At 70.7% G+C, this 25,772-nt stretch carries 25 protein-coding genes; 18 read left to right on the top strand and 7 right to left on the bottom strand.

Annotated elements, in window-relative coordinates; translation table 11 throughout:
* Positions 1 to 62: 62 nt before the first annotated feature.
* From LG388_RS23185 to LG388_RS23215, 7 genes are read left to right on the top strand one after another with little or no spacing between them, the layout of a single operon-like run.
* Positions 63 to 1,733, top strand: coding sequence for a CTP synthase (locus tag LG388_RS23185; RefSeq protein ID WP_225784916.1), 1,671 nt, complete (start codon positions 63 to 65; stop codon positions 1,731 to 1,733).
* Between the two features lie 44 nt (positions 1,734 to 1,777).
* A complete protein-coding gene (kdsA, locus tag LG388_RS23190) occupies positions 1,778 to 2,635 on the top strand; it encodes a 3-deoxy-8-phosphooctulonate synthase (RefSeq protein WP_225784917.1) in 858 nt (285 codons plus the stop codon).
* 46 nt (positions 2,636 to 2,681) lie between these two features.
* The gene (locus LG388_RS23195) at positions 2,682 to 2,972 is read left to right on the top strand and encodes a DUF1330 domain-containing protein (protein ID WP_225784918.1); all 291 of its coding nucleotides are present in this window, start codon (positions 2,682 to 2,684) and stop codon (positions 2,970 to 2,972) included.
* Positions 2,973 to 2,996: 24 nt separating this feature from the next.
* On the top strand, positions 2,997 to 4,283 hold the full coding sequence (eno, locus tag LG388_RS23200; RefSeq protein WP_225784919.1) for a phosphopyruvate hydratase: 1,287 nt from the start codon (positions 2,997 to 2,999) through the stop codon (positions 4,281 to 4,283).
* Positions 4,284 to 4,329: 46 nt separating this feature from the next.
* Positions 4,330 to 4,608 (top strand): septum formation initiator family protein, encoded by a 279-nt coding sequence (locus LG388_RS23205; protein ID WP_225784920.1) that lies wholly within the window; start codon positions 4,330 to 4,332, stop codon positions 4,606 to 4,608.
* 52 nt (positions 4,609 to 4,660) lie between these two features.
* Positions 4,661 to 5,272, top strand: a complete 612-nt coding sequence (locus tag LG388_RS23210; protein ID WP_225784921.1) for a hypothetical protein — start codon at positions 4,661 to 4,663, stop codon at positions 5,270 to 5,272.
* Between the two features lie 49 nt (positions 5,273 to 5,321).
* A complete protein-coding gene (locus LG388_RS23215) occupies positions 5,322 to 6,338 on the top strand; it encodes a hypothetical protein (RefSeq protein WP_225784922.1) in 1,017 nt (338 codons plus the stop codon).
* Positions 6,339 to 6,386: 48 nt separating this feature from the next.
* Here LG388_RS23215 and LG388_RS23220 read toward each other — a convergent pair whose 3' ends face one another.
* A complete protein-coding gene (locus LG388_RS23220) occupies positions 6,387 to 7,373 on the bottom strand; it encodes an Hsp33 family molecular chaperone HslO (RefSeq protein WP_225784923.1) in 987 nt (328 codons plus the stop codon).
* Between the two features lie 55 nt (positions 7,374 to 7,428).
* Entirely contained in the window at positions 7,429 to 7,953 is a 525-nt protein-coding gene (locus LG388_RS23225) for a gamma carbonic anhydrase family protein (RefSeq protein ID WP_225784924.1), read from the bottom strand.
* Between the two features lie 43 nt (positions 7,954 to 7,996).
* On the opposite strand from LG388_RS23225, the gene LG388_RS23230 reads away from it, so the two are divergent.
* Positions 7,997 to 8,812 (top strand): ferritin-like domain-containing protein, encoded by an 816-nt coding sequence (locus LG388_RS23230; protein ID WP_225784925.1) that lies wholly within the window; start codon positions 7,997 to 7,999, stop codon positions 8,810 to 8,812.
* 15 nt (positions 8,813 to 8,827) lie between these two features.
* On the opposite strand, the gene LG388_RS23235 is transcribed toward LG388_RS23230, so the two are convergent.
* The 3 genes from LG388_RS23235 to LG388_RS23245 form a co-directional block, all read right to left on the bottom strand.
* Positions 8,828 to 9,790 carry a tripartite tricarboxylate transporter substrate binding protein gene (locus LG388_RS23235; RefSeq protein WP_225784926.1) on the bottom strand — a complete coding sequence of 321 codons (963 nt, stop codon included), beginning with the start codon at positions 9,788 to 9,790 and terminating at the stop codon, positions 8,828 to 8,830.
* Positions 9,791 to 9,887: 97 nt separating this feature from the next.
* Positions 9,888 to 10,808 (bottom strand): site-specific tyrosine recombinase XerD, encoded by a 921-nt coding sequence (gene xerD / locus LG388_RS23240; RefSeq protein ID WP_225784927.1) that lies wholly within the window; start codon positions 10,806 to 10,808, stop codon positions 9,888 to 9,890.
* A gap of 95 nt (positions 10,809 to 10,903) precedes the next feature.
* Positions 10,904 to 11,884 (bottom strand): tripartite tricarboxylate transporter substrate binding protein BugE, encoded by a 981-nt coding sequence (locus tag LG388_RS23245; protein ID WP_225784928.1) that lies wholly within the window; start codon positions 11,882 to 11,884, stop codon positions 10,904 to 10,906.
* Between the two features lie 238 nt (positions 11,885 to 12,122).
* On the opposite strand from LG388_RS23245, the gene LG388_RS23250 reads away from it, so the two are divergent.
* Together LG388_RS23250 and LG388_RS26880 are read left to right on the top strand one after the other, a co-directional pair.
* Positions 12,123 to 13,040, top strand: coding sequence for an AEC family transporter (locus LG388_RS23250; RefSeq protein WP_225784929.1), 918 nt, complete (start codon positions 12,123 to 12,125; stop codon positions 13,038 to 13,040).
* Between the two features lie 125 nt (positions 13,041 to 13,165).
* Positions 13,166 to 14,953 (top strand): cupin-like domain-containing protein, encoded by a 1,788-nt coding sequence (locus tag LG388_RS26880; protein WP_370630228.1) that lies wholly within the window; start codon positions 13,166 to 13,168, stop codon positions 14,951 to 14,953.
* Here the strand turns inward: LG388_RS26880 and queG are convergent.
* Positions 14,941 to 15,990, bottom strand: a complete 1,050-nt coding sequence (gene queG, locus LG388_RS23260; protein WP_225785180.1) for a tRNA epoxyqueuosine(34) reductase QueG — start codon at positions 15,988 to 15,990, stop codon at positions 14,941 to 14,943. The genes LG388_RS26880 and queG overlap by 13 nt on opposite strands.
* A 108-nt stretch (positions 15,991 to 16,098) precedes the next feature.
* On the opposite strand from queG, the gene tsaE reads away from it, so the two are divergent.
* From tsaE to LG388_RS23275, 3 genes are all read left to right on the top strand, one after another.
* The gene (gene tsaE, locus LG388_RS23265) at positions 16,099 to 16,611 is read left to right on the top strand and encodes a tRNA (adenosine(37)-N6)-threonylcarbamoyltransferase complex ATPase subunit type 1 TsaE (protein ID WP_225784930.1); all 513 of its coding nucleotides are present in this window, start codon (positions 16,099 to 16,101) and stop codon (positions 16,609 to 16,611) included.
* Positions 16,608 to 18,095: an N-acetylmuramoyl-L-alanine amidase gene (locus LG388_RS23270; RefSeq protein ID WP_225784931.1), complete on the top strand. Its 1,488-nt coding sequence runs from the start codon at positions 16,608 to 16,610 to the stop codon at positions 18,093 to 18,095. Before tsaE ends, LG388_RS23270 begins: the two co-directional genes overlap by 4 nt.
* Before the next feature lie 176 nt (positions 18,096 to 18,271).
* Positions 18,272 to 18,553: a glycine zipper domain-containing protein gene (locus tag LG388_RS23275; RefSeq protein WP_225784932.1), complete on the top strand. Its 282-nt coding sequence runs from the start codon at positions 18,272 to 18,274 to the stop codon at positions 18,551 to 18,553.
* Between the two features lie 175 nt (positions 18,554 to 18,728).
* On the opposite strand, the gene LG388_RS23280 is transcribed toward LG388_RS23275, so the two are convergent.
* On the bottom strand, positions 18,729 to 19,397 hold the full coding sequence (locus LG388_RS23280; RefSeq protein WP_225784933.1) for a DedA family protein: 669 nt from the start codon (positions 19,395 to 19,397) through the stop codon (positions 18,729 to 18,731).
* A 41-nt stretch (positions 19,398 to 19,438) separates the two neighbouring features.
* On the opposite strand from LG388_RS23280, the gene mutL reads away from it, so the two are divergent.
* From mutL to LG388_RS23305, 5 genes are all read left to right on the top strand, one after another.
* Entirely contained in the window at positions 19,439 to 21,433 is a 1,995-nt protein-coding gene (mutL, locus tag LG388_RS23285) for a DNA mismatch repair endonuclease MutL (RefSeq protein ID WP_225784934.1), read from the top strand.
* Between the two features lie 286 nt (positions 21,434 to 21,719).
* Positions 21,720 to 22,679: an alpha/beta hydrolase gene (locus LG388_RS23290; protein ID WP_225784935.1), complete on the top strand. Its 960-nt coding sequence runs from the start codon at positions 21,720 to 21,722 to the stop codon at positions 22,677 to 22,679.
* 183 nt (positions 22,680 to 22,862) lie between these two features.
* A complete protein-coding gene (locus tag LG388_RS23295; RefSeq protein WP_225784936.1) occupies positions 22,863 to 24,071 on the top strand; it encodes a Bcr/CflA family efflux MFS transporter in 1,209 nt (402 codons plus the stop codon).
* On the top strand, positions 24,068 to 25,063 hold the full coding sequence (gene miaA, locus LG388_RS23300) for a tRNA (adenosine(37)-N6)-dimethylallyltransferase MiaA (RefSeq protein ID WP_225784937.1): 996 nt from the start codon (positions 24,068 to 24,070) through the stop codon (positions 25,061 to 25,063). Before LG388_RS23295 ends, miaA begins: the two co-directional genes overlap by 4 nt.
* The gene (locus LG388_RS23305) at positions 25,060 to 25,758 is read left to right on the top strand and encodes an ABC transporter ATP-binding protein (RefSeq protein ID WP_225784938.1); all 699 of its coding nucleotides are present in this window, start codon (positions 25,060 to 25,062) and stop codon (positions 25,756 to 25,758) included. The genes miaA and LG388_RS23305 overlap by 4 nt, the downstream gene beginning before the upstream one ends.
* The last annotated feature ends 14 nt before the right edge of the window (positions 25,759 to 25,772 follow it).

Below are 25,772 nucleotides of genomic sequence, written 5' to 3' on the forward strand. Positions count from 1 at the left end.
AATGTAGGCGACACCTATAATCCGCATTTCCCACTGCCGAACCTGCGCGTTCGCATTAGGCAATGACCAAATTCGTCTTCGTCACCGGTGGTGTGGTGTCCTCCCTGGGCAAGGGAATCGCCTCCGCCTCGCTCGCCGCTCTGCTTGAATCCCGCGGCCTCTCGGTCACCCTCATCAAGCTCGACCCCTACATCAACGTCGACCCCGGCACGATGTCGCCCTTCCAGCACGGCGAAGTCTTCGTGACCGACGACGGCGCGGAAACCGACCTCGACCTCGGCCATTACGAGCGCTTCATCACGACGCGCATGCGCAAGGCCAACAACTTCACCACGGGCCAGATCTACAAGTCGGTGCTCGAGAAGGAACGCCGCGGCGACTACCTGGGCAAGACCGTGCAGGTGATCCCGCACATCACCAACGAGATCCAGGAATACGTCAAGCGCGGCGCCGGCATCGGCACCCCGCACGAGGTGCAGGTGGCCATTGTCGAGATCGGCGGCACCGTGGGCGACATCGAGTCGCTGCCCTTCCTGGAAGCCGTGCGCCAGATGAGCCTGAAGGCCGGCCCGAACAACAGCGCCTTCGTGCACCTGAGCTACCTGCCCTACATCGCCGCGGCCGGCGAGCTCAAGACCAAGCCCACGCAGCACACGGCGCAGAAGCTGCGCGAGATCGGCATCCAGGCCGACGTGCTGCTGTGCCGCGCCGACCGCCGCATTCCCGAGGAAGAGCGCGCCAAGATCTCGCTGTTCTCGAACGTGCCCGAATGGGGCGTCATCAGCATGTGGGACGTGGACACCATCTACAAGGTGCCGCGCATGCTGCACGAGCAGGGCCTGGACGGGCTCATCTGCGACAAGCTGCGCCTGAACACGCCGCCGTCCAAGCTCAAGCGCTGGGACGACCTGGTCTACGAGGTCGAACATCCGCAAAAGGAAGTGACCATCGCCATGGTCGGCAAGTACGTCGACCTGTCGGACAGCTACAAGTCGCTCAACGAGGCGCTGCGCCACGCCGGCATGAAGAACCATGCGCGCGTGAAGATCGAGTACGTGGATTCGGAAACCATCCAGCCCGACAACGTTGCACGCCTGGGCAAGTACGACGCCATCCTGGTGCCCGGCGGCTTCGGCCAGCGCGGTGTGGAAGGCAAGATCACGGCCGCGCGCTATGCCCGCGAGAACAAGCTGCCCTACCTGGGCATCTGCCTGGGCATGCAGGTGGCGACCATCGAGTACGCGCGCAACGTGGCCGGCCTGAAGAACGCCAACAGCACGGAGTTCGATTCGCAGACCAGCTGCCCGGTCATCGCCCTGATCACCGAGTGGAAGGACGCCGACGGCAGCATCAAGACGCGCAACGAGAAGTCCGACCTGGGCGGCACCATGCGCCTGGGCGCGCAGAGCTCCGACGTGATGCCCGGCACGCTGGCCCACAGCATCTACGGCGACGTGGTGACCGAGCGCCACCGCCACCGCTATGAAGCGAACGTCAATTACCTGGACCAGCTGCGCCAGGCCGGCCTGGTGATCTCGGCGCTCACGCAGCGCGAGCAGCTCACCGAGATCGTCGAGCTGCCGCAGGACGTGCATCCCTGGTACATGGGTGTGCAGTTCCACCCCGAATTCAAGTCCACCCCCTGGGACGGGCACCCGCTGTTCAACGCCTTCGTGAAGGCGGCCCTGGACCACCAGGGCGCGGACAAGCAGCCGCTCAAGGCGGTCGGCTGAACGCGTCGGCCCGCTTTCCCTCTTCCCTCACGAGCAGAGCCACGATGAAACTGTGCGGCTTCGAGGTCGGCTTGGACCGGCCCTTCTTCCTCATCGCCGGCCCCTGCGTGGTCGAGTCCGAACAGCTGCAGCTCGACACCGCTGGCCAGCTCCAGGAGATCACGGCCGCGCTGGGTATCCCCTTCATCTTCAAGAGCAGCTTCGACAAGGCCAACCGCTCCTCGGGCACCAGCTTCCGTGGCCCGGGCCGCGACAAGGGCCTGGAGATCCTGGCCAAGGTCAAGCGCGAACTGGGCCTGCCGGTGCTCACCGACGTGCACACCGAAGAGGACATCACCGAAGCCGCCAAGGTGGTCGACGTGCTGCAGACGCCCGCCTTCCTGTGCCGCCAGACCGACTTCATCCGCGCCGCGGCGCAGTCGGGCAAGCCGGTGAACATCAAGAAGGGCCAGTTCCTCGCGCCGCACGACATGAAGAACGTGATCGACAAGGCACGCGCGGCGGCGAAGGAAGCGGGCCTGCCCGAAGACAGCTTCATGGCCTGCGAACGCGGTGCCAGCTTCGGCTACAACAATCTCGTGTCGGACATGCGCGGCCTGGCCATCATGCGCGAGACCGGGGCGCCCGTGGTCTTCGACGCCACCCATTCCGTGCAGCTGCCAGGTGGCCAGGGCACCAGCTCGGGCGGCCAGCGCGAATTCGTGCCCGTGCTCTCGCGCGCGGCCGTGGCCGTGGGCGTGGCGGGCCTGTTCATGGAAACGCACCCCGACCCGAACAAGGCCCTCTCCGACGGCCCCAACGCCGTGCCGCTCAGGCACATGAAGGCCCTGCTGGAAATGCTGGTCGAGTTCGACCGCGTGACCAAGAAGAACGGCTTCCTCGAAGACCGCTTCCAGGCCTGAACGCCCGCCTCTCCCGGCCCCTCCTTCCCTTCCATTCCGCCAGACCATGAGCAGCGCCTACATCATCGCCAACGTCGAAGTCACGAACCCCACGCAGTACGAGGAGTACAAGAAGTGGTCCACGGCCGCCATGCAGGCGCACGGGGCCGAGGTCTGCGTGCGCGGCGGCAAGGTGGAAGTGCTGGAAGGCGACTGGGCGCCCCAGCGCATCGTGATCCTCAAGTTCCCCAGCGTCGAAGCGGCCAAGGCCTTCGACGCCTCCCCCGAGTACGGCAAGGCGCGCGCGGCGCGCCAGGGCGCAGCCATCATGCGCATGATCGTCGTCGAAGGCGTCTGATTTTTATTCTTGGAGAGCAATTGCATGAGTGCCATCGTTGACATCGTCGGCCGCGAAATCCTCGACAGCCGCGGCAACCCCACCGTCGAGTGCGACGTGCTGCTGGAAAGCGGCACCATGGGCCGCGCGGCCGTGCCCTCGGGCGCATCCACCGGCTCGCGCGAGGCCATCGAGCTGCGCGACGGCGACAAGGGCCGCTACCTGGGCAAGGGCGTGCTCAAGGCCGTCGAGCACATCAACACCGAGATCTCCGAAGCCGTGCTGGGCCTGGACGCCAGCGAACAGGCCTTCCTGGACCGCACGCTGCTGGACCTGGATGGCACCGACAACAAGAGCCGCCTGGGCGCCAACGCCATGCTGGCCGTGTCGATGGCCGTGGCGCGCGCCGCGGCCGAAGAGTCGGGCCTGCCGCTGTACCGCTACTTCGGCGGCATGGGCGGCGTGCAGCTGCCCGTGCCGATGATGAACGTCATCAACGGTGGCGCGCATGCCAACAACAGCCTGGACCTGCAGGAGTTCATGATCGTGCCCGTGGGCGCGCCCAGCTTCCGTGAAGCGCTGCGCTACGGCGCCGAGGTGTTCCACGCGCTCAAGAAGATCCTGCACGACAAGGGCATCAGCACCGCCGTGGGCGACGAAGGCGGTTTCGCGCCCAGCGTGGAAAGCCATGAAGCGGCGATCCAGCTGATCCTGGACGCCATCGACAAGGCCGGCTTCGTGGCCGGCGAGCAGATCGCCCTGGCCCTGGACTGCGCCGCCAGCGAGTTCTACAAGGACGGCAAGTACGTGCTCGAAGGCGAAGGCGGCATTGCGCTGACGGCCGAGCAATGGACCGACATGCTGGCCGCCTGGTGCGACAAATACCCGATCATCTCGATCGAGGACGGCATGCACGAAGGCGACTGGGACGGCTGGAAACTGCTGACCGAGCGCCTGGGCAAGAAGGTGCAGCTGGTGGGCGACGACCTGTTCGTCACCAACACGAAGATCCTGAAGGAAGGCATCGACAAGGGCATCGCCAACTCGATCCTCATCAAGATCAACCAGATCGGCACGCTGACCGAGACCTTCGCGGCCATCGAGATGGCCAAGCGCGCGGGCTACACGGCCGTGATCTCGCACCGCTCGGGCGAGACCGAGGACTCGACGATCTCGGACATCGCCGTGGGCCTGAACGCCGGCCAGATCAAGACCGGCTCGCTCTCGCGCTCGGACCGCATGGCCAAGTACAACCAGCTGCTGCGCATCGAGGAAGACCTGGGCGACGTGGCGGTGTACCCCGGCCGTTCCGCCTTCTACAACCTGCGTTAAAGCAGCGACGTTCTCCCCTCTCCTTCCTGCGTGACCGAGTCGCACCATGCGCTCCCGCTTCGTCGTGCCCCTCGTGCTGGTCCTGCTGCTGCTGTTCCTGCAGGTGCAGTTGTGGACCGGGCGCGGCAGCGTGCCGGAGGTCTCGCAGTTGCGCCACAAGCTCGAGGCCCAGCAGGACGCCAATGCCAAGGCGCAGCTCACCAACGAGCGGCTGGCCTCCGAGGTCAAGGACCTGCAGGAAGGCATCGAGATGGTGGAAGAACGCGCGCGCCAGGAACTGGGCATGGTCAAGCCCAACGAAGTCCTGGTGCAGATCGCCAAGTGAGCCGCGTGCGCCGCCGGGCGCGCACGCGCGCTTCGCGGCAGTTCCCGGCCGCATGACAGCGGACGCGGTGGCGCTCGTCACCGTGCTGGGCGCGCGGCCCGGCGACCGCCAGGCCTTGGTTCGATCCTTGCGGGCCCGGCTGCGCGGGCGGCAGCGGGATGCGCTGCACCTGCCTTGCCTCGCAGTGCCGCGGCCCTGGCAGGCCGGCTGGATCCCGGCGCGTGCGCACGAACGGGCCCGGGCGCTCGCCGCCTCGCCGATCGTGCTGCACGAAAGCAGCCTCGTGCATGCCATGGCCCAGGGCCTTCCCGAAGGCGCAGCGCCTGAACTGCCGGCCGCCGCGCAGGCCGAACTGGCAGGCAGCGCGCTCGTGCTGCTCTGCGCCCCCTCTGCCGACGAGGCCGCCGCGCTGGCCACCGATCTGCGCTTGCGGCAGTGGCTGGTGCAGGTGCGCGCCGGCTTCAGCATCGTGGGCAGCGATGCGGCTTCGGCCCGGCAGGCCTGGCAGGCGCTGTGCCTGACGCTCGGCTGGCCGCTTGATGCCGGGCCGGAGGGCGGCGTGCAGCGGCGGCTGCGCTGGCGCGGCCCCTGCGACACCTGCTCCGACCCGGCCTGCGAACACCGGGTCTTCTCCGACCTGCTGGCCCAACGCGCCCGGGCATGATGGCGGCCGTTGCCGCCCATGCTGCCCATGCCGCCGCGCCCGTCGCCCCATGCGCCTGAACACCACTCGCACCGCCCTGCCCGGGCCTCGCATCGCCGTCCGGCGCTTCGGTGGCGCCATGGCGCTGGGCCTGATGCTGGCGATGCCGGCGACCGCGCAGACGGCCGTACACGTGCGCAACCTCAGCACGCCCACCCGCTGCGCCGAGGAGGACAACGTCTCGCTGGCACTGAGCGCGCCCGGCCTGCGGCGCCTGCGCGTGGAAGCGCTGCAGCCGCCCTACCTGGACCGCATCGTGCAAGACCGCACCGCCCCCGACTTCTCGGGCTGCGACTTCGACGGCAGCGGCCATCCCACCGACCCGCGCCACCCTTTCGAGCCGCGCACCCGCGTGCTGCACGAGAACCGCGACTGGCGCATCGTGGGCCTCGTGCTGCCGGTGTTCTGGCGCGCGCAGGAGGTGCCGGTCCAGGTCGGCGCCGTGCGCGACCGGGGCTTTCACCTGGTGCAGTTGTTCCGCCGCATCGACGGCCAGTGGAAGGAAGCGCTGGTGCTGTACCCGAGCGACGGCCACTGGCGGCTCAAGCCGCTGCCGATGCCGCGCTTCGGCGACGGCGCGTACGGCTCGTCCCTGCTGTTGGGCCCGGTGGAAGAGGCCATCCGTCCGTGGGTGGAGATCGAGCGCATCCGCATCGACACGCGCCCGCTGCGCTTCGACATCCGCTTCGTGCGCGGCGGCAGCGCCCTGCTGCGCGTGGTGGAGGTCAGCCGCAGGCGCACGGCCCTGGACGTGCGCCTGCGTCAGTTGCCCCAGGACGGACGGCCCGTGGCCATGCTGCGCTCCATGCACGTGGCGCCCGACAACGCCGACGTGAGCGAAGTGCGCTGGCGGCCCGCCGCCGCGCCGCGCGGCGCGGCGCCCGAAACGCTCGCCCTGCCCGACTTCCGCGAAGCGCAGGTGCGCGAGGTGCGCTTCGGCCGCAGCATGCCGTCGCGCCACAACACGAGCGCGCCCGACATCCGGTTCAGCAACTTTTCAGGCAGCGGCGTGCGGCCGCCGCGCTGAGCGCGGCCTGCGGCGCGGGAGCCCGCCGACGGCCGGCTCCGCGCGGGCTCACTGCATCAGCGTGGTGCCGGGCATCTGGTCGCCCGGGGCGGTGAAGATCTGGGCCGCGTCCACGGCGTCGAAGCGGTACTGCTGGCCGCAGAAGTCGCAGCCCACCTCGATTTGGCCGCGCTCTTCCAGGATGCTCTGCGCCTCGGCTTCCCCCAGGCCGCGCAGCATGCCGCTCACGCGCTCGCGGCTGCAGGTGCAGGCAAAGCGCGGCGCCAGAAGGCCCGTGCGGGGCTCGAAGCGCAGCAGCTTCTCTTCCCAGAACAGGCGGCGCAGGATGGTTTCCACGTCCAGCGTCAGCAGCTCCTCGCGCGTGAGGCTGGCGGCCAGCGTGGCGATGCGGTTGTAGTCCTCGTTGCGGCCGATGTGGTCTTCCTCGGCCCGCTGCGAGCTGCCGGCGATGTTGGCCTCGCCGGCCAGCGGCAGGCGCTGGATCAGCAGGCCCGCGGCCACCTGGTCGTCCGCGGCCAGCACCAGCGTGGTGTCCAGCTGCTCGCTTTGCAGCATGTAGTGCTGCAGCACGTCGCTGAGCTTGCCCAGCTTCTCGCCCCGGTCGCCGAACAGCGGCACCACGCCCTGGTAGGGCTGCTGGCCCGGCAGGCGTTCCTTGGGGTCCAGCGTGATCGCGCAGCGGCCCTTGTTGTTCACGTTGACCAGCTCCGGCAGGTGCGCATCGGCCTCCACCGGGCCCTGCACGCTGGCCGTGCAGCGCACGCTGAAGTCGGGCTGCGCCTCGGCCACGGCCAGCTTCACGGGTCCGTCGCCGAAGACCTGCAGGATCAGCGCGCCCTTGAACTTGATGTTGGCCTGCATGAGCGCGGCGGCGGCCGTCATTTCGCCCAGCAGTTCGGCCACGGGGGCCGGGTAGGCGCCGGTCTGCGTGTTGGCCGCCCGCCGGGCCAGGATCTCCTGCCAGGCACCGTCCAGGCGCACGATCATGCCCCGCACGGGCAGGCCATCGAAAAGAAAGGTATGCAGTTCGCTCAAGGCTTCTTTCCTCGAACCGGCCGGCCCACGGAGCGCGCAGGAGGCGCGCGCGGGCTCAGTCGATCCTCTTGAGGCCCGCCGCGAAGCGGCGGGCGTTGTCCACGTAATGTTCGGCGCTCTGGCGCAGCTTGGCAGCCGCGGCCTCGTCCAGCGTGCGCACCACCTTGGCGGGGGCGCCGATGATCAGCGAGTTGTCGGGGAACTCCTTGCCCTCCGTCACCACGCTGCCGGCACCGACGATGCAGTTGCGGCCGATCTTCGCGTTGTTCAAGACCACCGCCTGGATGCCGATCAGCGAGTTGTCGCCGATGGTGCAGCCGTGCAGCATGACCTGGTGGCCCACCGTCACGTTGTCGCCGATGGTCAGCGGCGAGCCGAAGTCCGCGTGCAGCACCGACAGGTCCTGCACGTTGCTGTTGCGGCCGATGCGGATGGTTTCGGTGTCGCCCCGCGCGACGGCGCCGAACCAGACGCTGCTGTTTTCCGCCATCTGCACGTTGCCGATCACCTGCGCGTTCTCCGCCACCCAGGCGCCGGGCGCCAGTTGCGGGGCCACTCCATCCAGCTCATACAGGGCCATCGTGTCTCCAGCTTTGCGTTGCTCCAAAAATAGAATTGTAGGGATGCACCCCCGCCTGCGCGCGCTGCACGCACTCCGATTGACCGATCCCGACGAGAAAGTGGCCGCCACGCGGGCGCTGGCGGCCTGGGCGCGCGCCGAAGCAGCCGCGGATGCGCCATGGACGGCGCCCGTGCGCCAGCCCGGCGACGACCAGGGTGTGCCCGGCCGCCCCGAGCGCCCGCTGCGCGTGAGCGCCACCGCCGTGCCGGCGCGCTCGCCCTTCACCGACGAAGGCCGCGCGGCGCTGGTGCATTCGATCTGCCACATCGAATTCAACGCCATCAACCTCGCGCTCGACGCCCTGTGGCGCTACGACGGCATGCCGGCCGACTACTACCGCGACTGGCTGCGCGTGGCCGACGAGGAGGCGCTGCACTTCACGCTGATCCACGCCCACCTGCAGAGCCTGGGCTGGCGCTACGGCGACTTTCCGGGCCACGACGGGCTGTGGCACATGTGCGAGAAAACCCGGGACGACGTGACCGCGCGCATGGCCCTGGTGCCGCGCACGCTGGAGGCGCGCGGGCTGGACGCCACGCCGCTGATCCAGGCCAAGCTCGCGCGCGTGGACACGCCCGATGCCAAGGCCGCCATCGCCCTTCTCGACATCATCCTGCGCGACGAGATCGGCCATGTGGCCATCGGCAACCGCTGGTACGCCTGGCTGTGCGCGCAGCAGGGGCTGGACCCGCTCGCCCATTACCGCGTGCTGTACCGGCGCCACGAAGCGCCGCGCCTGCGGCCGCCCTTCAACCTGGAGGCGCGGGCGCGCGCGGGCTTCACGGCGCAGGAGCTTGCCGAACTCGCCGCGACTTGATTCCGGCCCGCCCCCTCAATCGAGCTGCAGCTTGCGCTCGCGGATGAGCCTGGCCCACTTTTCGTTGTCGGCCTTCACGAAGGCGGCGAAGGCCGCCGGCCCCTGCGAGTGCACCTCGGCGCCCGCCCCGGCGAACTTGGCCTGGACCTCGGGCTGCGACAGCGCCTTCGCCAGCTCGCTCGCCAGGCGGTCGACGATCTCCCTGGGCATCTGCGCGGGTCCGACCAGCCCCTGGAAGCCCACGGCCTCCATGCCCGCCAGACCAAGCTCCTTCACGGTGGGCACCTCGGGCAGTTGCGGGTCGCGCCGCGGTCCGGTCACGGCCAGCGCCTTGAGCTTGCCGCCCTTCACCTGCGGCAGCAGGACCGTGCCCGCATCGATGAGGATCTGAGTCTGCCCGCCGATCAGGTCCTGCACCGCGGGCGCGCTGCCCTTGTAGGGGATGTGCGTCATGTTCAGGCCCGCCACCTGGTTCATGAGCTCGCCGTTGAGGTGGGTGGAGGTGCCGTTGCCGGCCGAGGCGAAGTTGACCTGCACGCTCTGCGCCTTGGCCCAGGCCACGAACTCCTTCAGGTCCTTGGCCGGGTGGTCGGGCCGCGTCACGGCGATGTAGCTGCCCTGGCTGATCTGCCCGATATAGGTGAACTGCTTGACCGGGTCGTAGGGCGGTTTGGCCTGCAGATAGGGCGCGATGGCGAAAGGCCCGGTGTTGGCGAGCAGTAAGGTGTAGCCATCAGGCGCCTGCCGCGTGAGCTCGGTGGCCGCGATCATGCCGCTCGCACCGGGCTTGTAGTCCACCACGATCTGCTGCTTGAGGCCTTCCTGCATCGGCTGCTGCACGGTGCGCGCCGCGAAGTCGATGCCGCCTCCCGGCGGGTAGCCGACGATCAGGCGGATCGGCTTGGCCGCCGGCCAGCCTTGCGCGCCCGCCAGGGTGGCCGCCGCGGCGCACAGCACGGCCATGGCCCATTGCTTCATGGTTGTCTCCTCGCATCGGTTGTTGTCAATCTTGCGCTGCGGATGGTACTGCCGGCGAGGCGCATGCGCGCCCAGTGGCATCCGGTCAGGTCAAGCCCTAGCCCCGCGGATGGTGCTGCGCATGCAGCTGCTTGAGCCGCTCGCGCGCCACGTGCGTGTAGATGGTGGTGGTGGAGATGTCGGCGTGGCCCAGCAGCAGCTGCACCGCGCGCAGGTCGGCGCCATGGTTGAGCAGGTGGGTGGCGAAGGCATGGCGCAGCGTGTGCGGCGACAGCGGCACGTGGATGCCGGCCGCCTGCGCCTGCTTCTTGACGATGACCCAGAACATGGCGCGCGTCATGCCGCCCCCGCGCGCCGTGACGAACAGGTCGGCCGACTGCTGGCCGCCCAGGATCGCGGCCCGCGCCTCGGCCAGGTAGCGTTCGATCCAGCGCCGCGCCTCGGCGCCGAAGGGCACCAGCCGCTCCTTGTTGCCCTTGCCCAGCACGCGCAGCACGCCGTCGTTGAGGCTCAGGTCGAAATGCCGCAGCGCCACCAGTTCGCTCACGCGCAGGCCGCTCGCGTACATCAGCTCCAGCATCGCGCGGTCGCGCAGGCCCAGCGGCGTGCCGAGGTCGGGCGCGGCCAGCAGGGCCTCCACCTGCGCCTCGCTCAGCGTCTTGGGCACGCGCAGCGACTGGCGCGCCGGCAGCAGGCGCAGGGTCGGGTCCTCGGTGATGCGGCGCTCGCGCAGCGCCCAGCGGAAGTAGCGCTTGAACACCGTGAGCCGCCGGTTGGCCGAGGTCGCCTTGCCCTTCTCGGCCAGCCGCGCGCCCATGTAGGCATGCAGGTCGCTTTCGCGCGCCGCGTCCAGCGTGCCGACGCCGCGCGCAGCCAGCCACTGGCCCAGCAGGGCCAGGTCGCGCCGATAGGCGGCCAGCGTGTTGGCCGCCAGGCCCTGCTCCAGCCAGAGCCCATCGATGAAGAGATCGATCTCGGGCAGGTCGGAAGCGGCGGCGGCGGGGGCGGGACGGGTCATCGGTCGGCAGCAGGGCGCGGCGGCCCCAACACAAAGGCCGCCCGAAGGCAGCCTCGATGCTCGCACACCCGCGAAGGGTGCGGTTCAGTCCAGCTTCAGTCCAGCTTGAGATTCTGCTTCTTCACCACGTCCTTGTAGATCTCGTACTCGGCCTTGATCTGCGCCGCGAACTGCTCGGGCGTGTTGGCGACGATGATCGAGCCGGTGTCCTCGATGCGCTTGCGCACGGCCGGGTCTTCCAGCGCCTTGCGCGTGCCGGCGCTGATCTTGTCGACCACGTCCTTGGGCAGGCCCTTGGGGCCCAGGATGCCGTAGTAGGCCATGCGGTTCACCGGCTCCAGCCCCACTTCCTTGAAGGTGGGCACGTTCGGCAGCTCCTTCAGGCGCTCGGGCGCCGACACCACGATGGGCACCAGGCGGCCCGACTTGATGAAGGGCAGCGCCGAGGGCAGGTTGTCGAACATGATCGGCACCTGGCCGGCCACCACGTCATTCAGCGCCGGGCCCGCGCCGCGGTAGGGAATGTGCGTGACGAAGGTGTTCGTCATGCTCTTGTACAGCTCCATCAGCATGTGGCCGATGCCGCCGGTGCCCGAGGACGCGTACGAATACTTGCCGGGGCTCTTCTTCAGCTCGGCGACGAAGGCCTGGTAGTCCTTGGCCGGGAACGAGGGGTTCACGGCGATGATGTTGGGCGTGGCCGCGATGTTGATGATGGGCGTGAAGTCCGTGACCGGGTTGTACGGGATCTTGGGGTTGATGGCCGGGTTGGAGGCCGTGCTGGACACCGTCGCCACGCCCAGCTTGTAGCCGTCGGGCGCGGCGCGCACGGTCTCGGCGGCGCCCACGATGCCGCCGCCGCCGGCCTTGTTGATCACCACTACGGACTGGCCCAGCGTGCGGCCCAGCGGATCGGCGATCACGCGCGCGACGATGTCGGTGGTGCCGCCGGGCGCGAAGGGCACCTGCAGTTCGATCGGCTTGTCGGGATAGTTCTGCGCCCAAGCGGCCGGTGCGGCAGCGAGGGCGGCCAGCATCACGGTGCCGGTGAAGGCGGCCCATTGGCGACGTTGCATGTGGTTAGCTCCTTGTGATGAAGGTGGGGCCCGCAGGAAGACCGGCGCGCCGATCGCGCGGCGGTGGCTGCGGGCCGGGGTCTGCAATTGCAAGCAAATGCATTCGGACCGCGAATGCTAGCGGCTCGCCGGGACCGCCCCCCTCCTGGATAACCCACAAGTGCGGCAGGTCAAGCACGGGTGCCACGCACCGACGTCGTGCATGCGCGGCCGGTCCGGTACGGCCCGCGCTGCACGTATGCTGCGCGCCGTGAACTACGCGCAGCTGCTCTTCCCCGACTTTTCCCTCATCGCGTGCGGCTGGCTGCTGTGCCGCTTCACCGCGCTGGACCGGCGCGTGTGGGAGCCGGTGGAAGCGCTGGTCTATTACTTCCTCTTCCCGGTGCTGCTCTTCCATTCCATCGTGCGCAGCCCCATCGATTTCGGTGCCACCTCCCACTTGCTGCTGGCCGGTCTCGGCGTGGGAGCTGCGGGCATCGCGCTGGGCTATGCGCTGCCCTGGCTGCCCGGCCTGCGCGGGCGCCTGGATGCACGCGACCATGCCGCCAGCGTGCAGGTGGCCTTCCGCTTCAACTCCTTCATCTGCCTGGCCATGGCCGAGCGCCTGGCCGGCGCCGAGGGCCTGCTGCTCATCGCGGTGCTGATCGGCGTGTGCGTGCCGCTCATGAACGTGGCGGCCGTGTGGCCCATGGCGCGCCATGCCAACGCGGGCTTCGCGCGCCAGCTGCTGCGCAATCCGCTGATCATCGCCACGGCCTCGGGCCTGGTCGCGAACCTGCTGGGCCTGCGCGTGCCGTCCTGGGCCGAGCCCACGCTCGTGCGCATCGGGGGCGCCTCGCTGGCGCTGGGCCTCATGGCGGCGGGCGCCGGCATGCAGTTCGCCAGCCTGGCGCGCGGCAAGCGGCTGGGCGCCGCCGTGCTCGCCATCCGCCACCTGGTGCTGCCGCTGGTGGCCTGGGGCCTGGTGCGGTGGCTGGCGCTGGCCCCCGCGCAGGCGGCGGTGCTGATGGCCTTTTCGGCCGTGCCCACCGCGTCCAGCGCCTACGTGCTGGCGGCGCGCATGGGCTACAACGGCCCCTTCGTCGCGGGGCTGGTCACCCTGAGCACGCTGCTGGGCGTGATCAGCCTGCCCTTCGCGCTGAGCCTGCCGCGCTGAAGGCAGCGCCCTGCAGCACGCCGGGCGCGAAGCCGCGGCGTCACCGGCGCGCGCGGCCGGCGGATGCATGCGATAACCTCGGATGTTCGATTTCGCACATCCACCGTCGTGGCCCGAGGCACCCCGTGAAAACTTCCGCGCTCATTTCGGCCGATCCGGACATCGGTTTCGTCGTCGACGCCCCGCATGCCGACGCGCCGCTGGTCATTGCCTTCGGCTTCGTCAACTGGGAAGCGGTGCCGGACTTCGACTTCGACGGCCGCACCCTGAAGCTGGCCGCGCGCACCGGCGTGCCGATCAACCGCATCCTGCTGCGCGACACCGCCAATCTCTGGTACCAGCACGGCGTGAGCGGCCTCGGGCGCGATGCCGACGAGGTGGCCGCGGCCCTGCGCGGCTGGATCGAGCGCCTGCGCCCGAGCGCCGTCCACACGGTGGGCCAGTCGATGGGCGGCTATGCCGCGATCCTTTTCGGGGCCCTGATCGGCGCGGACCGCGTGCTGGCCTTCGGGCCGCTGTCCTACCTGCGGCCCGACTGGGCCCGGCGCGACGGCGAGACGCGCTGGCTGCCCGCGTTCGACAAGCTGCACCGCTTTCCGCCTGCCAGGCTGTACGACGACCTGCCCGCGCTGCTCGCGGCCACGCCGCGGCTGCCGGCCATCCGCGTGGTGATCGGCTCGGCCCAGGAGACCGGCCAGCCCGCCAACCTCGACCGGATGCATGCGCAGCGCCTGGCCCGCCACGCGGCCGTGTCCGTCCAGGAGTTCACGCATGCGCCCCACGCGGTCGTGCAGTGGCTCATCGACCAGGGCCACATCGACACGCTGCTGCAGCAATGGATCCTGCCCGACGCCCCGCCCGCATTGACGAAAGCGAACATGCCCGACCCTTCCTCTCCTGCCGCACCGGCTTCGGCTGCCCCGCCTTTCACCGATGCCTGGCGCGCATGGATCGCCGAGAACCTGACGCTGGGCAGCGCGCCCGATGCGCTGCTGCCCGTGCTGGTGGCCCAGGGCTTCCATGTCGGCGACGCGCAGCGCGAGCTGGACAAGGCCGCGCGCAGCCCGTACCTGCAGCCCGCGCGCCGGCTGGCGCAACGGGTGCTCAAGCGCGAATGGGTGCTGGAAGCGCACCGCAAGCTGCGCGGGCCGCACACGGCCATCGAACGGCGGCATCGCCTGTCGCGCGAGACCTTCCTGCGCGAGCACTACAGCGTCAACCGGCCGGTCATCATCACCGGCATGATGGAGGACTGGCCGGCGCGCCAATGGACGCCGCAGCACCTGGCCCAGGTCTTCGCCGAGCGCGAAGTGGAAGTGCAGGTCGGGCGCAATGCCAACGCCCGCTACGAGATGGAAGGCGCCCGGCACAAGCAGCGCGTGCGTTTCGGCGACTTCATGCAGCAGGTGATCCACGGCGGCGAGACCAACGACATCTACATGACCGCCAACAACGTCGGCGCCAACGCCCAGGCCATGGCCGAACTGTGGGACGGCATCGTGCAGATCCCCGAGTACCTGGACGGCAGCAACCCGGCCAACCGCGGCTTCTTCTGGATCGGCCCCGCCGGCACCATCACACCCACGCACCACGACCTCACCAACAACTTCATGGCCCAGGTCCTGGGCCGCAAGCGCGTGCGCCTGGTCGACAGCCTGCAGGCCGCGCGCATCTACAACACGCTGCATGTCTACAGCGACGTGGACCTCGAGAACATCGACTACGCGCGCTTCCCGGCGATGCGCGACGTGACGGTGCTCGAATGCGACCTGGCGCCGGGCGAGCTGCTGTTCATCCCGGTGGGCTGGTGGCACCATGTGCGCGGCCTGGATATCAGCGTCACCGTCACCTTCGTGAACTTCGTGTTCGACAACGACTTCTCGTCGATGTACAGCACCTATCAGCTGGTCTGAGCCGGTCCCTGCGCCAGCGCCCAGTCCACGTGCGCGCGCACCAGCGCGCTCGGATGCTCGCGGCGCGTGGCCAGGGCCGCGGCGGCCGACCCGTCGCCCGCGCGCAGCGCATTGCCCAGCGCCACCGCGATGTTGCGCAGCCAGCGCTCATGGCCGATGCGGCGAATGGGGCCGCCCTCGGTGCGGCGCAGGAATTCCTCCTCGCTCCAGGCGAAAAGCGCCGCCAGGCTCAGGCCGGCGAAACCGGCGCGCGCATCGAAGTCGCCGAGCGTGGAAGGCCGCGCGAACTTGTTCCAGGGGCAGATGAGCTGGCAGTCGTCGCAGCCGTAGATGCGGTTGCCCATCCGCGGCCGCAGCGCTTCGGGGATGGGGCCCGCATGCTCGATGGTCAGGTAGGAAATGCAGCGCCGCGCATCGAGCCGGCCCGGCGCGACGATGGCCTGCGTCGGGCACACGTCGATGCAGGCGCGGCAGCTGCCGCAGTGCGCCTCGACCGGCGCGCTGGGCGGCAGCGCGACGTCGACGTAGATCTCGCCCAGGAAGAACATCGAGCCGCCCTCGCGGTGGAGCACCAGCGTGTGCTTGCCGCGCCAGCCCTGGCCGCTGCGCGCGGCCAGCTCGGCTTCGAGCACGGGCGCGGAATCGGTGAACACGCGGTGGCCGAAGGGCCCGATCTCGGCCGCGATGCGCTCGGCCAGCTTCTGCAGCCGCGCGCGCAGCACCTTGTGGTAGTCCCGCCCGCGCGCGTAGAGCGAGACGATGCCTTCGCCCGGCCGCTGCAGGCGCGAGAACTCGATGTCCTGCCAGCCCGCGGGCGTGTCCCGCGGCAGGTAGTCCATGCGCGCGGTGATCACGCTGACCGTGCCCGGGACCAGCTCGCCCGGGCGCGCGCGGCGCATGCCATGGGCCGCCATGTAGGCCATCTCGCCATGGAAGCCGTGTTCCAGCCAGGCCGCCAGGCCCGCTTCGGCGCTCGACAGATCGATGCCGGCGATGCCGATTTGGGAGAATCCCAGCTCCCGGGCCCAGGCGCCGATCCTTGCCGCCCAGGCCCGCGGGTCCTGCACGCCGGGCTGCGCGGCACCGGCCGCGGCAGCCGGGCCCGGCTCCTCGGGGCGGTCCGGTTTCTTCCTGAGAGTGACGAGTTGAGCAGCGACAACCACCCTTCGATTGTAGAAACGCCCCCCGTGCGCGCGCAGGCCAGCCAGCACTGGCGCGACGAGGAAGACACCGCGCGCCTGGCGCAGGCGCTGGCGGCCGCGCCCGCGCTGCGCGATGCCTTCATCGCGCTGCACGGCGACCTCGGCGCGGGCAAGACCACCTTCGTGCGCCACCTGCTGCGCGCGCTGGGCGTGACGGGGCGCATCAAGAGCCCGACCTACGCGGTCGTGGAACCTCACCAGGGCCGCGAGGGTCAGGCCATCTTCCATTTCGACTTCTATCGCTTCAACGATCCGCGCGAATGGGAAGACGCCGGCTTTCGCGACATCTTCGCGGGTGCCGGGCTCAAGCTGGCCGAGTGGCCGGCGAACGCCCGCGGTCAGCTTCCCGTGCCGGACCTGAGCATTACCATCGACGCCATGAGTGACGACACCCGCCACGTGACCCTGCAGGCCCACAGCGACAGCGGCGTGCGCCTGCTGCAGGCCGCCGCATGAGCCGCCGCGCGCCGATCCCGGCCAATCCAGTCCAGGCCGCCGCCCCCGACAAGACCCGCCGCCACCTGCTGCAGGCCGGCACGCTCGCCCTGCTGCTGGGCCGCCAGCACATCGCCTTCGGCGCCACCATCGTGGCGGTGCGCATGTGGCCCGCGCAGGACTACACGCGCATCACCATCGAATCCGACCAGCGGCTGCAGACGCAGCAGCTGCTGGTGGGCAACCCGCCGCGCATGGCCATCGACATCGACGGGCTGGAACTGAGCCCGACCTTGCGCGAGCTGGTCGGCAAGGTGCGCGCCGACGACCCCTACGTGGCCGGCCTGCGCGTGGGCCAGTACGCGCCGCGCGTGGTGCGCATCGTGTTCGACCTCAAGCAGCCCGTGGTGCCGCAGGTGTTCTCGCTCGCGCCCGTGGCGGCCTACAAGAACCGGCTGGTGTTCGACTTGTACCCGCAGCGCGCGGTCGATCCGCTCGAAGCGCTGATCACCGAGCGCCTGCGCGATGCCACGGGCGTGCCCGGCGCGACCGCCGCCGCGCCGCCGCCCGCGGCCGGCGACGACCCGCTGGGCGACCTGATGCGCCAGCAGGCCAACCGCGCGGGCGCCGCCCTGCCGCCCGTGGCGAGCGCGCCGCCCGCGCAGCCGGCGCCGGCGCTGGCACCGCCCGCGCCGCAGGCGCCGGTGGCCAACGTGCCGCCGCCGCCCGCCCCCGCGGCGACCACCCAGGGCCCGAACCGCGCCACGCCCAGCCGCACCGACCGCATCATCATCGTGGCGCTGGACCCGGGCCATGGCGGCGAAGACCCGGGCGCGATCGGCCCCAACGGCACGCGCGAGAAGGACATCGTGCTGTCGGTGGCGCGCCGCCTGCGCGACCGCATCAACGCCAGCAGCGTGAACGGCAGCCCCATGCGCGCCTTCATGACGCGCGATGCCGACTTCTTCGTGCCGCTGGGCACACGCGTGCAGAAGGCCCGCCGCGTGCAGGCCGACCTGTTCGTGAGCATCCATGCCGACGCCTTCACCACGCCCACCGCGCGCGGCGCCAGCGTGTATGCGCTGAGCCAGAGCGGCGCCTCCAGCAGCGCGGCGCGCTGGCTGGCCAACAAGGAAAACGAGGCCGACCTCGTGGGCGGCGTGAACATGGGCGGGCAGGACGCGCACGTGCAGCGTGCCCTCTTCGACATGAGCACCACGGCACAGATCAACGACAGCATCAAGCTGGGCACCGCCATGCTCGGCGAGATGAAGGGCATGGGCGCACGGCTGCACAAGCCGCGCGTGGAGCAGGCGGGCTTCGCGGTGCTCAAGGCGCCCGACATTCCGAGCGTGCTGGTGGAGACCGCCTTCATCAGCAACCCCGAGGAGGAGGCCAAGCTGCGCAGCGCGGCCTACCAGGAGGAGCTGGCCGACGCGCTGATGCGCGGCATCCAGGGCTATTTCGCCAAGAACCCGCCGCTGGCACGCAGCCGCCAGCTCTGAGCCAACGCCGCCCGGGGCGCGCGGCCGACCTGCTGTAGGAAAGCGCGCCGCCTGTTACCCGCGGTTGCGCGTCTTGACGGCCCGCTTGCGCGCACAGACCGGCGCGCAACGTTCCTACATCGCGGCTTCACCGGCGCGGCGCACGATGCGTCCATCACTTCTCAAAGGTGGACATCATGACGACTCGCATCTGGATCTCTGCAGCCGCCGCTGCCGCGGCACTCACCCTGGCCGGTTGCGCCGCCGGCCCCAACCAGCAGCTGGGCACCGGCGTGGGCGCACTCGGCGGCGCCGTGGTCGGCAACGCCATCGGCGGCAACACGGCCAGCACCGTGGGTGGCGCCGCCATCGGGGGCCTGATCGGCAACCAGGTGGGCCGCAACGCCGACGAACGCAACTACTACCGCCAGCAGCAGCAACAGCCCTACTACTACCCGTACAACGGTCCGCGCTACTGAGTGAAGCCGGGGCGCCGGCGGCCCTGACAGCGCAGCGGCGCACCGCCGGCAGCCGCCTCGGGCGGCCGCGCCGCCCCCCTCTCATTGCCGGGCCGCGGCAGCGCATGGCTGCCTGTGTTCCACGACGAAGCGCGCCTCGGCGCGCTTCGTTCATGAGCGGCCTGCGAAGGGGCGCTCAGTGCACGGCCGGCGTCGTTTCTGCAGCGGCATTGGCGCGCGCGCCGCGCCAGGCCCCGTAGATGGCGATCAGGCCCGGCACGATGATCAGCGCCCAGATGATCTTGTCCAGGTGCGCTTTCACCAGCGGCAGGTTGCCGAAGAAATACCCGGCCGTGCCGATGCCCACCACCCACAGCAGGGCGCCGCCGATGTTGTAGGCCGTGAACTTGGCGCGGCTCATTTCAGCCACGCCCGCCACGAAGGGGGCGAAGGTGCGGATGAAGGGCATGAAGCGCGCGAGCACGATGGTGATGCCGCCATAGCGCTCGTAGAAGGCGTGGGCCTGGTCGAAGGCCTTCTTGTTGAACAGGCGCGAGTTCTCCCACTGGAACACCTTGGGCCCGAAATAGCGCCCGATGCTGTAGTTGCACTGGTCGCCCAGGATGGCGGCCACGACCAGCAGCGGCATGGCGATGCCGAAATTCATCAGCCCGGCGCCGCACAGCGCCCCGACGATGAACAGCAGCGAGTCGCCGGGCAGGAATGGCATGACCACCACGCCCGTCTCGACAAACACGATGGCGAAAAGCAGCGCATACACCCAGGGCCCGTAGGCGATGACGAACTGCTCGAGATGGGTATCGACGTGCAGGATGAAGTCGATGAGGAAGCTGACGATTTCCATGGCCGCGCATTATCGGGAGCGGCCCGCCGGCCCTTTCTAGAATGACCCGCGTGAGCGCCCTGCCTTCCCCCTCCCCCGATCCCTTCGCCCAGGCGGCGGCCTCCCGCCGCCCCATCCGCGAACTGCCCGACGAGTTGATCAGCCAGATCGCCGCCGGCGAGGTGGTGGAGCGGCCGGCCTCGGTGGTGCGCGAGCTGGTGGACAACGCGCTGGACGCCGGCGCCACTCAGGTCACCGTGCGCCTGCTGGCCGGCGGCGTGCGCCTGATCGGCGTGGAGGACGACGGCATCGGCATCCCGCAAGGCGAGCTGCCGCTGGCCCTGCGCCGCCACGCCACCAGCAAGATCGCGAGCCTGCACGAGCTCGAATCGGTGGGCACCATGGGCTTTCGCGGCGAGGCGCTGGCGGCCATCAACTCGATCGCCGAGGTCAGCGTGCTCTCGCGCCATGCCGGCGCCGACGGCGCCTGGCTGCTCGACGGCGGCACGGGCGAGCTCAAGCCCGTGGCACGGGCCCAGGGCACCAGCGTCGAAGTGCGCGAACTGTTCTTCGCCACGCCCGCGCGCCGCAAATTCCTCAAGACCGACGCCACCGAGCTGGCCCACTGCATCGAGGCCGTGCGCCGCCATGCGCTGGCGCGCCCCGAAGTGGGCTTCGCCATCTGGCACGAGGGCAAGCTGGTCGAGCAGTGGCGCGCCGCGGCCAGCGCCGCGCAGCGCATCGCCGACGTGTTCGGCGACGACTTCGTGGCCCGGAGCGTGCCCGTCGAGCACCAGGAAGGCGCCGTGCGCGTGAGCGGCTACGCCGGCGTGCCCGATGCCGCGCGCTCGCGCGCCGACCAGCAGTTCTTCTACGTGAACGGCCGCTACGTGCGCGACAAGGTGCTGGCCCACGCCGTGCGCAGCGCGTACGAGGACGTGCTGCACGGCCAGCGCCAGCCCGTGTTCGTGCTGCACCTGGCCATCGCCCCCTCGCGCGTCGACGTGAACGTGCACCCGACCAAGATCGAGGTGCGCTTTCGCGACGGGCGCGAGATCCACCAGGCCGTGCGCCACGCGATCGAGAATGCGCTGGCCGCGCCGCGCGCGGGCGCGGCCGCGGCGGCGCCCGGCGCGAAGGACGGCGGGCCGGCCACCGCGCAGCCCGCGCCGCTCTTGCGCGCCGACCGCCCGTCCACGCTGGCGCCCTGGGCCCAGCCGCGCTTCGCCTTCGGCGCCGAGCGCGCCGGGCGCGGGACCGGCGACATGGCCGCCCTGTGGCCCCAGCAGCCCGCGTCCCTGCCTGATGCGGCCCCGATCGACCCAGCGGCCGTACCCGTCGCTGCCGAGCGTGGGCCCGCCGATGGCTTCGGCTGGGCCGGGGCCCCGACCGGCGGCAACACGGCTTCGGCTTCCCCTGGGTCCGCCGCGACAGGTGCGTCCCTTCCACGGCCACCGGCCAACGACACCGAGGACTGGCCGCTGGGCCGCGCGCTGGCCCAGTTGCAGGGCATCTACATCCTGGCCGAGAACCGCCAGGGCCTGGTCATCGTCGACATGCATGCGGCGCATGAGCGCATCGTCTACGAGCGGCTCAAGACCCAGCTCGACGGCGCGGCCATCCAGAGCCAACCGCTGCTGATTCCCGCCACCTTTGCCGCCACGCCCGAGGAAGTGGCGACCGCCGAGGCCTGCGCCGAAGTGCTGCCCACGCTGGGCTTGGAAATCTCCCCCTTCTCGCCGCGCACCCTCGCGGTGCGCGCCGTGCCCGCTTCGCTGGCCGACGGCGACCCGGTCGAGCTGGCCCGCAGCGTGCTGGCCGAGCTGGCCCAGCACGACGCCAGCACCGTCGTGCAGCGCGCCCAGCACGAATTGCTGGGCACCATGGCCTGCCACGGGGCCGTGCGCGCCAACCGGCGGCTCACGGTGGACGAAATGAACGCCCTGCTGCGCCAGATGGAAGCCACCGAGCGCTCGGACCAGTGCAACCACGGGCGGCCGACCTGGCGGCAACTGAGCGTGCGCGAGCTGGACGGGCTGTTCCTGCGCGGCAGATAAGCGCATCGAGGGCACCCCGCCCCGCCCGCCGGCCTTGCGGGCCAGGCGCATCGCCGCGCCCGCACGCCGCGGCGCCGCCCGTGCCTGCGCCGCGGGCCACGCCCGACCCCCCGTTCGCCCGGTCCGCGGCTCCGGGTTTCCCACTACGACCGCCACGCGGGCACGCCCGTTGCATACACCGTCGCCAACGCCCCAGAAGCGTTGCAGGGAGTTACCCCGTTGTCGTGTCAACGCCAACGGACGACAGTTCGTGAACTTTTGACCGCTCACCTTGTCAGTCAGCCCCATGAAGCGATGGACCTTTCTTGCGACAGCCGCGGCCTTCTGCGCCCTGCTGGCCGGCGGCTGTTCCACCCTCGATGAACGCCAGCGCGAATGGATCTTCCAGCCCAGCGACCGCAGCTGGGGCAACAGCGCGGCCATGACAGAGGGCATGGAGGACATCTGGATCGACTTCAAATCTCCCTCCACCGGCCAGCCGGCGCGGCTGCACGGCCTCTGGTACGGCGACGCGCCCACCTCGCCCGAGACACCGGTCATGCTGTACCTGCATGGCGCGCGCTTCAACGTGGCGGGCTCTGCGCCGCGCATCCGCCGCATGCACGAGCTGGGCTTTTCCGTGCTCGCCATCGACTACCGCGGCTTCGGCAAGAGCACGCAGGCCCTGCCATCGGAGCTTTCCGCGCGCGAAGACGCCCGGGCCGCCTGGGACTGGCTGGCCCGGAAGTACCCGAAACAGCGCCGCTACATCTTCGGCCATTCGCTGGGCGGGGCCATCGGCATCGACCTGGCCGCGCAGGTCAAGGACGAGTCGGGCACCATCGTGGAAGGCACCTTCACCTCCATCGCCGACGTGGTGAGCAGCTTCAAGTGGGGCTGGCTGCCCTTCAGCGCGCTGGTCACGCAGCGCTTCGAATCGCTCAACAAGGTCAAGTCCATCGAATCGCCGCTCCTGGTGGTGCATGGCTCCAACGACACACTGATCAACCCCACGCTGGGCAAGAAGCTGTACGACGCGGCCACCACGCCCAAGCTCTTCGTGCTGGTCGAAGGTGGCTCGCACCACAGCACCAACTCGATCGGCGAGCTGCAGTACCGCACCGCGCTGAGCCAGCTCTTCGACATGAAGGGACGCCCGACGGTCCCGCCGCCCGGGCCGGCCGAGCCGCCGCAGGCCGTCCAGGCCGCGCCGCAGGCGGCGCCCGCCGGCGGCGCAGGCCTCGCGGTCCGCACGCGCGCCGGCTGACGCGGCCGCCCGCCGCCGCCCCGGCCCGGCGAGGGCGCGCGCCCATTTGCTACCCTCGGGCGGATGCCCGCGCCGCCGCCCCTGTCTCCCCCGCTTTCCGAATCGGCCCCTCCGGACGCCCCTGCCCCTTCCCGCCGCGCCAGCCCGGCCGGCCGGCCGGCCCGCGCGGACGCACGCGCCCGCATGCCCCCGGCGCTCGTCGTGCTGCTGCTGGCCCTGCTGCTGGGCATCCAGCCCGTCACCACCGACCTCTACCTGCCGACCCTGCCCGCGCTCACGCAGGCCCTGGGCGGCAGCGTGTCGCAGGCGCAGCTCACGCTCACGGCGCTGCTGCTGGCCTTCGGCGGCGCGCAACTGGTGTTCGGCGCGCTCTCGGACCGCTTCGGCCGCCGCCCGGTGCTGCTGATGGGCATGGGCGCCTACGTGCTCGCCGCGCTGGCCACGGCCGCGGCCCCGTCCATCGAGGTGCTGATCGCCGCGCGCACCGTGCAGGGCGCCGCCATGGGCGCGGCCGTGATGGTGGCGCGCGCCATGGTGCGCGACCTGTACCCGCCGACCGAGGGCGCGCGCGTCATGTCGCGCGCACTCACGGGCCTGGGCGTGATCGCCTGCCTGTGCGCGCCCCTGGGCGGGCTGGTGTCCGGCCTCTGGGGCTGGCGTGCCGCGCTGCTGAGCACGGCGCTGTTCGGCAGCTTCGCCTTCGCGCTGGTCGCACTGCGCTTCCGTGAAACGCTGGGCCGGCCCGATCCGGCGGCGCTGCAGCCGGCGCGCCTGGCCGCCACCTGGGCCGGCATGCTGCGCCACCCCGTGTTCACGAGCTTCACGGCCCTGACCAGCGCCGCCTATGCGCTGCTGTTCACCTTCCTGGCCTCTTCTTCCTTCGTGTTCATCGAGGTGCTGGGGCTGAGCAAGCCGGCCTACGGGATGGTGATGCTGTGGAATTCGCTCTCGTACATCGGCGGCACCTTCCTGTGCCGGCGCTGGCTGCCACGGCATGGCATCCGCGGCACGGTCGCGCGGGCGGGGGCGCTGTCGCTGGTCGGCGGTGCGCTCATGGGCGCACTGGCGCTGGCCGGCGTGCAGACCGTGTGGGCCATCGTGGCGCCGCTCACCCTGGTGATGCTGGCCCATGGCGTGCACCAGCCCTGCGGCCAGACCGGCGCCATCGGTCCCTTCCCGCAGGCCGCGGGCGCGGCCTCGGCGCTCAATGGCTTCATGCAGATGGTGGTGGCCTTCGGCGTAGGTGCCTGGCTGGGCGTGGCGCTGGAAGACCGCAGCACGAAGCCGCTGGCGCTGGGCATCGCCTTCTGGGGCGGCGTGCTGGCGCTGCTGGCCTGGACGGTGGTGCGCCGCCACGCCGGCGGCCCAGCCGCCCAAGGGCGCACCCCATGAGCACGGCCGCCGCTGCGCCCTGCATCGCCCTGGCCGGCCCCACGGCCAGCGGCAAGACCGCGGCCGCGCTGGCCGCCGCCGCCTCGCTGGCGCGCACGCAGCCGGTGGAAATCGTCAGCGTCGATTCGGCCCTGGTCTACCGCGGCATGGACATCGGCAGCGCCAAGCCCAGCGCGGCCGAGCGCGCGGCCGTGCCGCACCACCTGATCGACACGCTCGACCCCACCCAGAGCTACAGCGCCGCCGCCTTCGTGGCCGACGCCGTGCGGCTGGTGGGCGAGATCCGCGCACGCGGCGCGCTGCCGCTGCTGGTGGGCGGCACCATGCTGTACTTCAAGGCGCTGATGGAAGGCCTGGACGCCATGCCCGCCGCCGACGCCGAGGTGCGCGCGCAGATCGATGCCGAGGCCGCCGACGAAGGCTGGCCCGCGATGCATGCGCGCCTGGCCGAAGTGGACCCGGCCACCGCGGCCCGCCTGGCGCCGCACGACAGCCAGCGCATCCAACGCGCGCTGGAGGTGTGGCGCACCAGCGGCCAGCCGCTGTCGCACTTCCACCAGCGCGCCCAGACCCCGCAGCCCGCGCTGGCCCTGCACCTGATCTCGCTGGAACCGATCGACCGCGCCTGGCTGCATGCGCGCGTGGCGCAGCGCTTCGACGCCATGCTGGAGGCCGGCTTCCTCGAGGAGGTGCGCACCTTGCGCGCGCGCGGCGACCTGAACCTAGAACTGCCGTCCATGCGCTGCGTGGGCTACCGCCAGGCCTGGGAGATGTTCGACGCGCTGGCCGCCCAGGGCGGCCGCGCACCAGATGCCGCCGATCTGGCCACCCTGCGCGAGCGCGGCATCGCCGCCACGCGCCAGCTGGCCAAGCGCCAGATCACCTGGCTGCGCAGCATGCGCGCGCGGCAGATCATCGCGGCCGACGCGAGCGACGCGCTGGTGCAGGCCGTGGCCGCCGTGCATGCGGCGCGCAAGGCGCAGCAGCCATGAGCGCCCGCCCGAGCGTTCCGGCCGAGGCTTGCCCCGAAGCGCGCCCCGTCAGCCTGCGCCTCGAAGGCCTGGCCAAGCACTACGCGCAGGCGCCCGTGTTCCAGCACGTGAGCTTCGAGGTCGCGCCCGGCGAGTTCGTCGCCATCGTGGGCGAGTCCGGCGTGGGCAAGTCCACGCTGCTCAACTGCATCGCCGGCCTGGACGACTGGCAGGCCGGCCGCGTGCTGGCGGGCGGCACCGACATCGGCACGCTGGATGCCGAGGCGCGCGCGCACTGGCGCCGCCGGCACGTCGGCTTCGTGTTCCAGGCCTTCCACGTGCTGCCGCACCTGGACGTGGCGCAGAACGTGGGCCTGCCGCTGTTGCTGCTGCAGCAGCCCGACGACGCGCGCGTGCAGCAGATGCTGGATGTGGTGGGCCTCGCAGGCCTGGGCGCGCGGCTGCCGCAGCAACTGAGCGGCGGGCAGTTGCAGCGCGTGGCCATCGCCCGCGCGCTGGTGCACCGCCCCGGCCTGCTGCTGGCCGACGAGCCCACGGGCAACCTCGACCCGGCCACGGCCGAGAAGGTGATGGACGTGCTGATCGCGCAGACCCGCGAGCAGCAGGCCGCGCTGGTGCTGGTCACGCATTCGGCCAGCGCGGCGGCGCGTGCGGACCGGGTGCTGAAACTGCGCGCGGACGGGATCGAAGGTTGACGGGGAAGACGCAG

The sequence above is a fragment of the Xenophilus sp. Marseille-Q4582 genome, from assembly GCF_916700565.1.
Taxonomy (GTDB): domain Bacteria; phylum Pseudomonadota; class Gammaproteobacteria; order Burkholderiales; family Burkholderiaceae_C; genus Xenophilus.

Excerpts from the sequence above, each read along its gene's own strand:
- LG388_RS23185 (WP_225784916.1), top strand. The coding sequence starts at position 63 with ATGACCAAATTCGTCTTCGTCACCGGTGGTGTGGTGTCCTCCCTGGGC.
- kdsA (WP_225784917.1), top strand. The coding sequence starts at position 1,778 with ATGAAACTGTGCGGCTTCGAGGTCGGCTTGGACCGGCCCTTCTTCCTC.
- LG388_RS23195 (WP_225784918.1), top strand. The coding sequence starts at position 2,682 with ATGAGCAGCGCCTACATCATCGCCAACGTCGAAGTCACGAACCCCACG.
- eno (WP_225784919.1), top strand. The coding sequence starts at position 2,997 with ATGAGTGCCATCGTTGACATCGTCGGCCGCGAAATCCTCGACAGCCGC.
- LG388_RS23205 (WP_225784920.1), top strand. The coding sequence starts at position 4,330 with ATGCGCTCCCGCTTCGTCGTGCCCCTCGTGCTGGTCCTGCTGCTGCTG.
- LG388_RS23210 (WP_225784921.1), top strand. The coding sequence starts at position 4,661 with ATGACAGCGGACGCGGTGGCGCTCGTCACCGTGCTGGGCGCGCGGCCC.
- LG388_RS23215 (WP_225784922.1), top strand. The coding sequence starts at position 5,322 with ATGCGCCTGAACACCACTCGCACCGCCCTGCCCGGGCCTCGCATCGCC.
- LG388_RS23225 (WP_225784924.1), bottom strand. The coding sequence starts at position 7,953 with ATGGCCCTGTATGAGCTGGATGGAGTGGCCCCGCAACTGGCGCCCGGC.
- LG388_RS23230 (WP_225784925.1), top strand. The coding sequence starts at position 7,997 with ATGCACCCCCGCCTGCGCGCGCTGCACGCACTCCGATTGACCGATCCC.
- LG388_RS23235 (WP_225784926.1), bottom strand. The coding sequence starts at position 9,790 with ATGAAGCAATGGGCCATGGCCGTGCTGTGCGCCGCGGCGGCCACCCTG.
- xerD (WP_225784927.1), bottom strand. The coding sequence starts at position 10,808 with ATGACCCGTCCCGCCCCCGCCGCCGCCGCTTCCGACCTGCCCGAGATC.
- LG388_RS23245 (WP_225784928.1), bottom strand. The coding sequence starts at position 11,884 with ATGCAACGTCGCCAATGGGCCGCCTTCACCGGCACCGTGATGCTGGCC.
- LG388_RS23250 (WP_225784929.1), top strand. The coding sequence starts at position 12,123 with ATGCTGCGCGCCGTGAACTACGCGCAGCTGCTCTTCCCCGACTTTTCC.
- LG388_RS23270 (WP_225784931.1), top strand. The coding sequence starts at position 16,608 with ATGAGCCGCCGCGCGCCGATCCCGGCCAATCCAGTCCAGGCCGCCGCC.
- LG388_RS23275 (WP_225784932.1), top strand. The coding sequence starts at position 18,272 with ATGACGACTCGCATCTGGATCTCTGCAGCCGCCGCTGCCGCGGCACTC.
- LG388_RS23280 (WP_225784933.1), bottom strand. The coding sequence starts at position 19,397 with ATGGAAATCGTCAGCTTCCTCATCGACTTCATCCTGCACGTCGATACC.
- mutL (WP_225784934.1), top strand. The coding sequence starts at position 19,439 with ATGACCCGCGTGAGCGCCCTGCCTTCCCCCTCCCCCGATCCCTTCGCC.
- LG388_RS23290 (WP_225784935.1), top strand. The coding sequence starts at position 21,720 with ATGAAGCGATGGACCTTTCTTGCGACAGCCGCGGCCTTCTGCGCCCTG.
- LG388_RS23295 (WP_225784936.1), top strand. The coding sequence starts at position 22,863 with ATGCCCCCGGCGCTCGTCGTGCTGCTGCTGGCCCTGCTGCTGGGCATC.
- miaA (WP_225784937.1), top strand. The coding sequence starts at position 24,068 with ATGAGCACGGCCGCCGCTGCGCCCTGCATCGCCCTGGCCGGCCCCACG.
- LG388_RS23305 (WP_225784938.1), top strand. The coding sequence starts at position 25,060 with ATGAGCGCCCGCCCGAGCGTTCCGGCCGAGGCTTGCCCCGAAGCGCGC.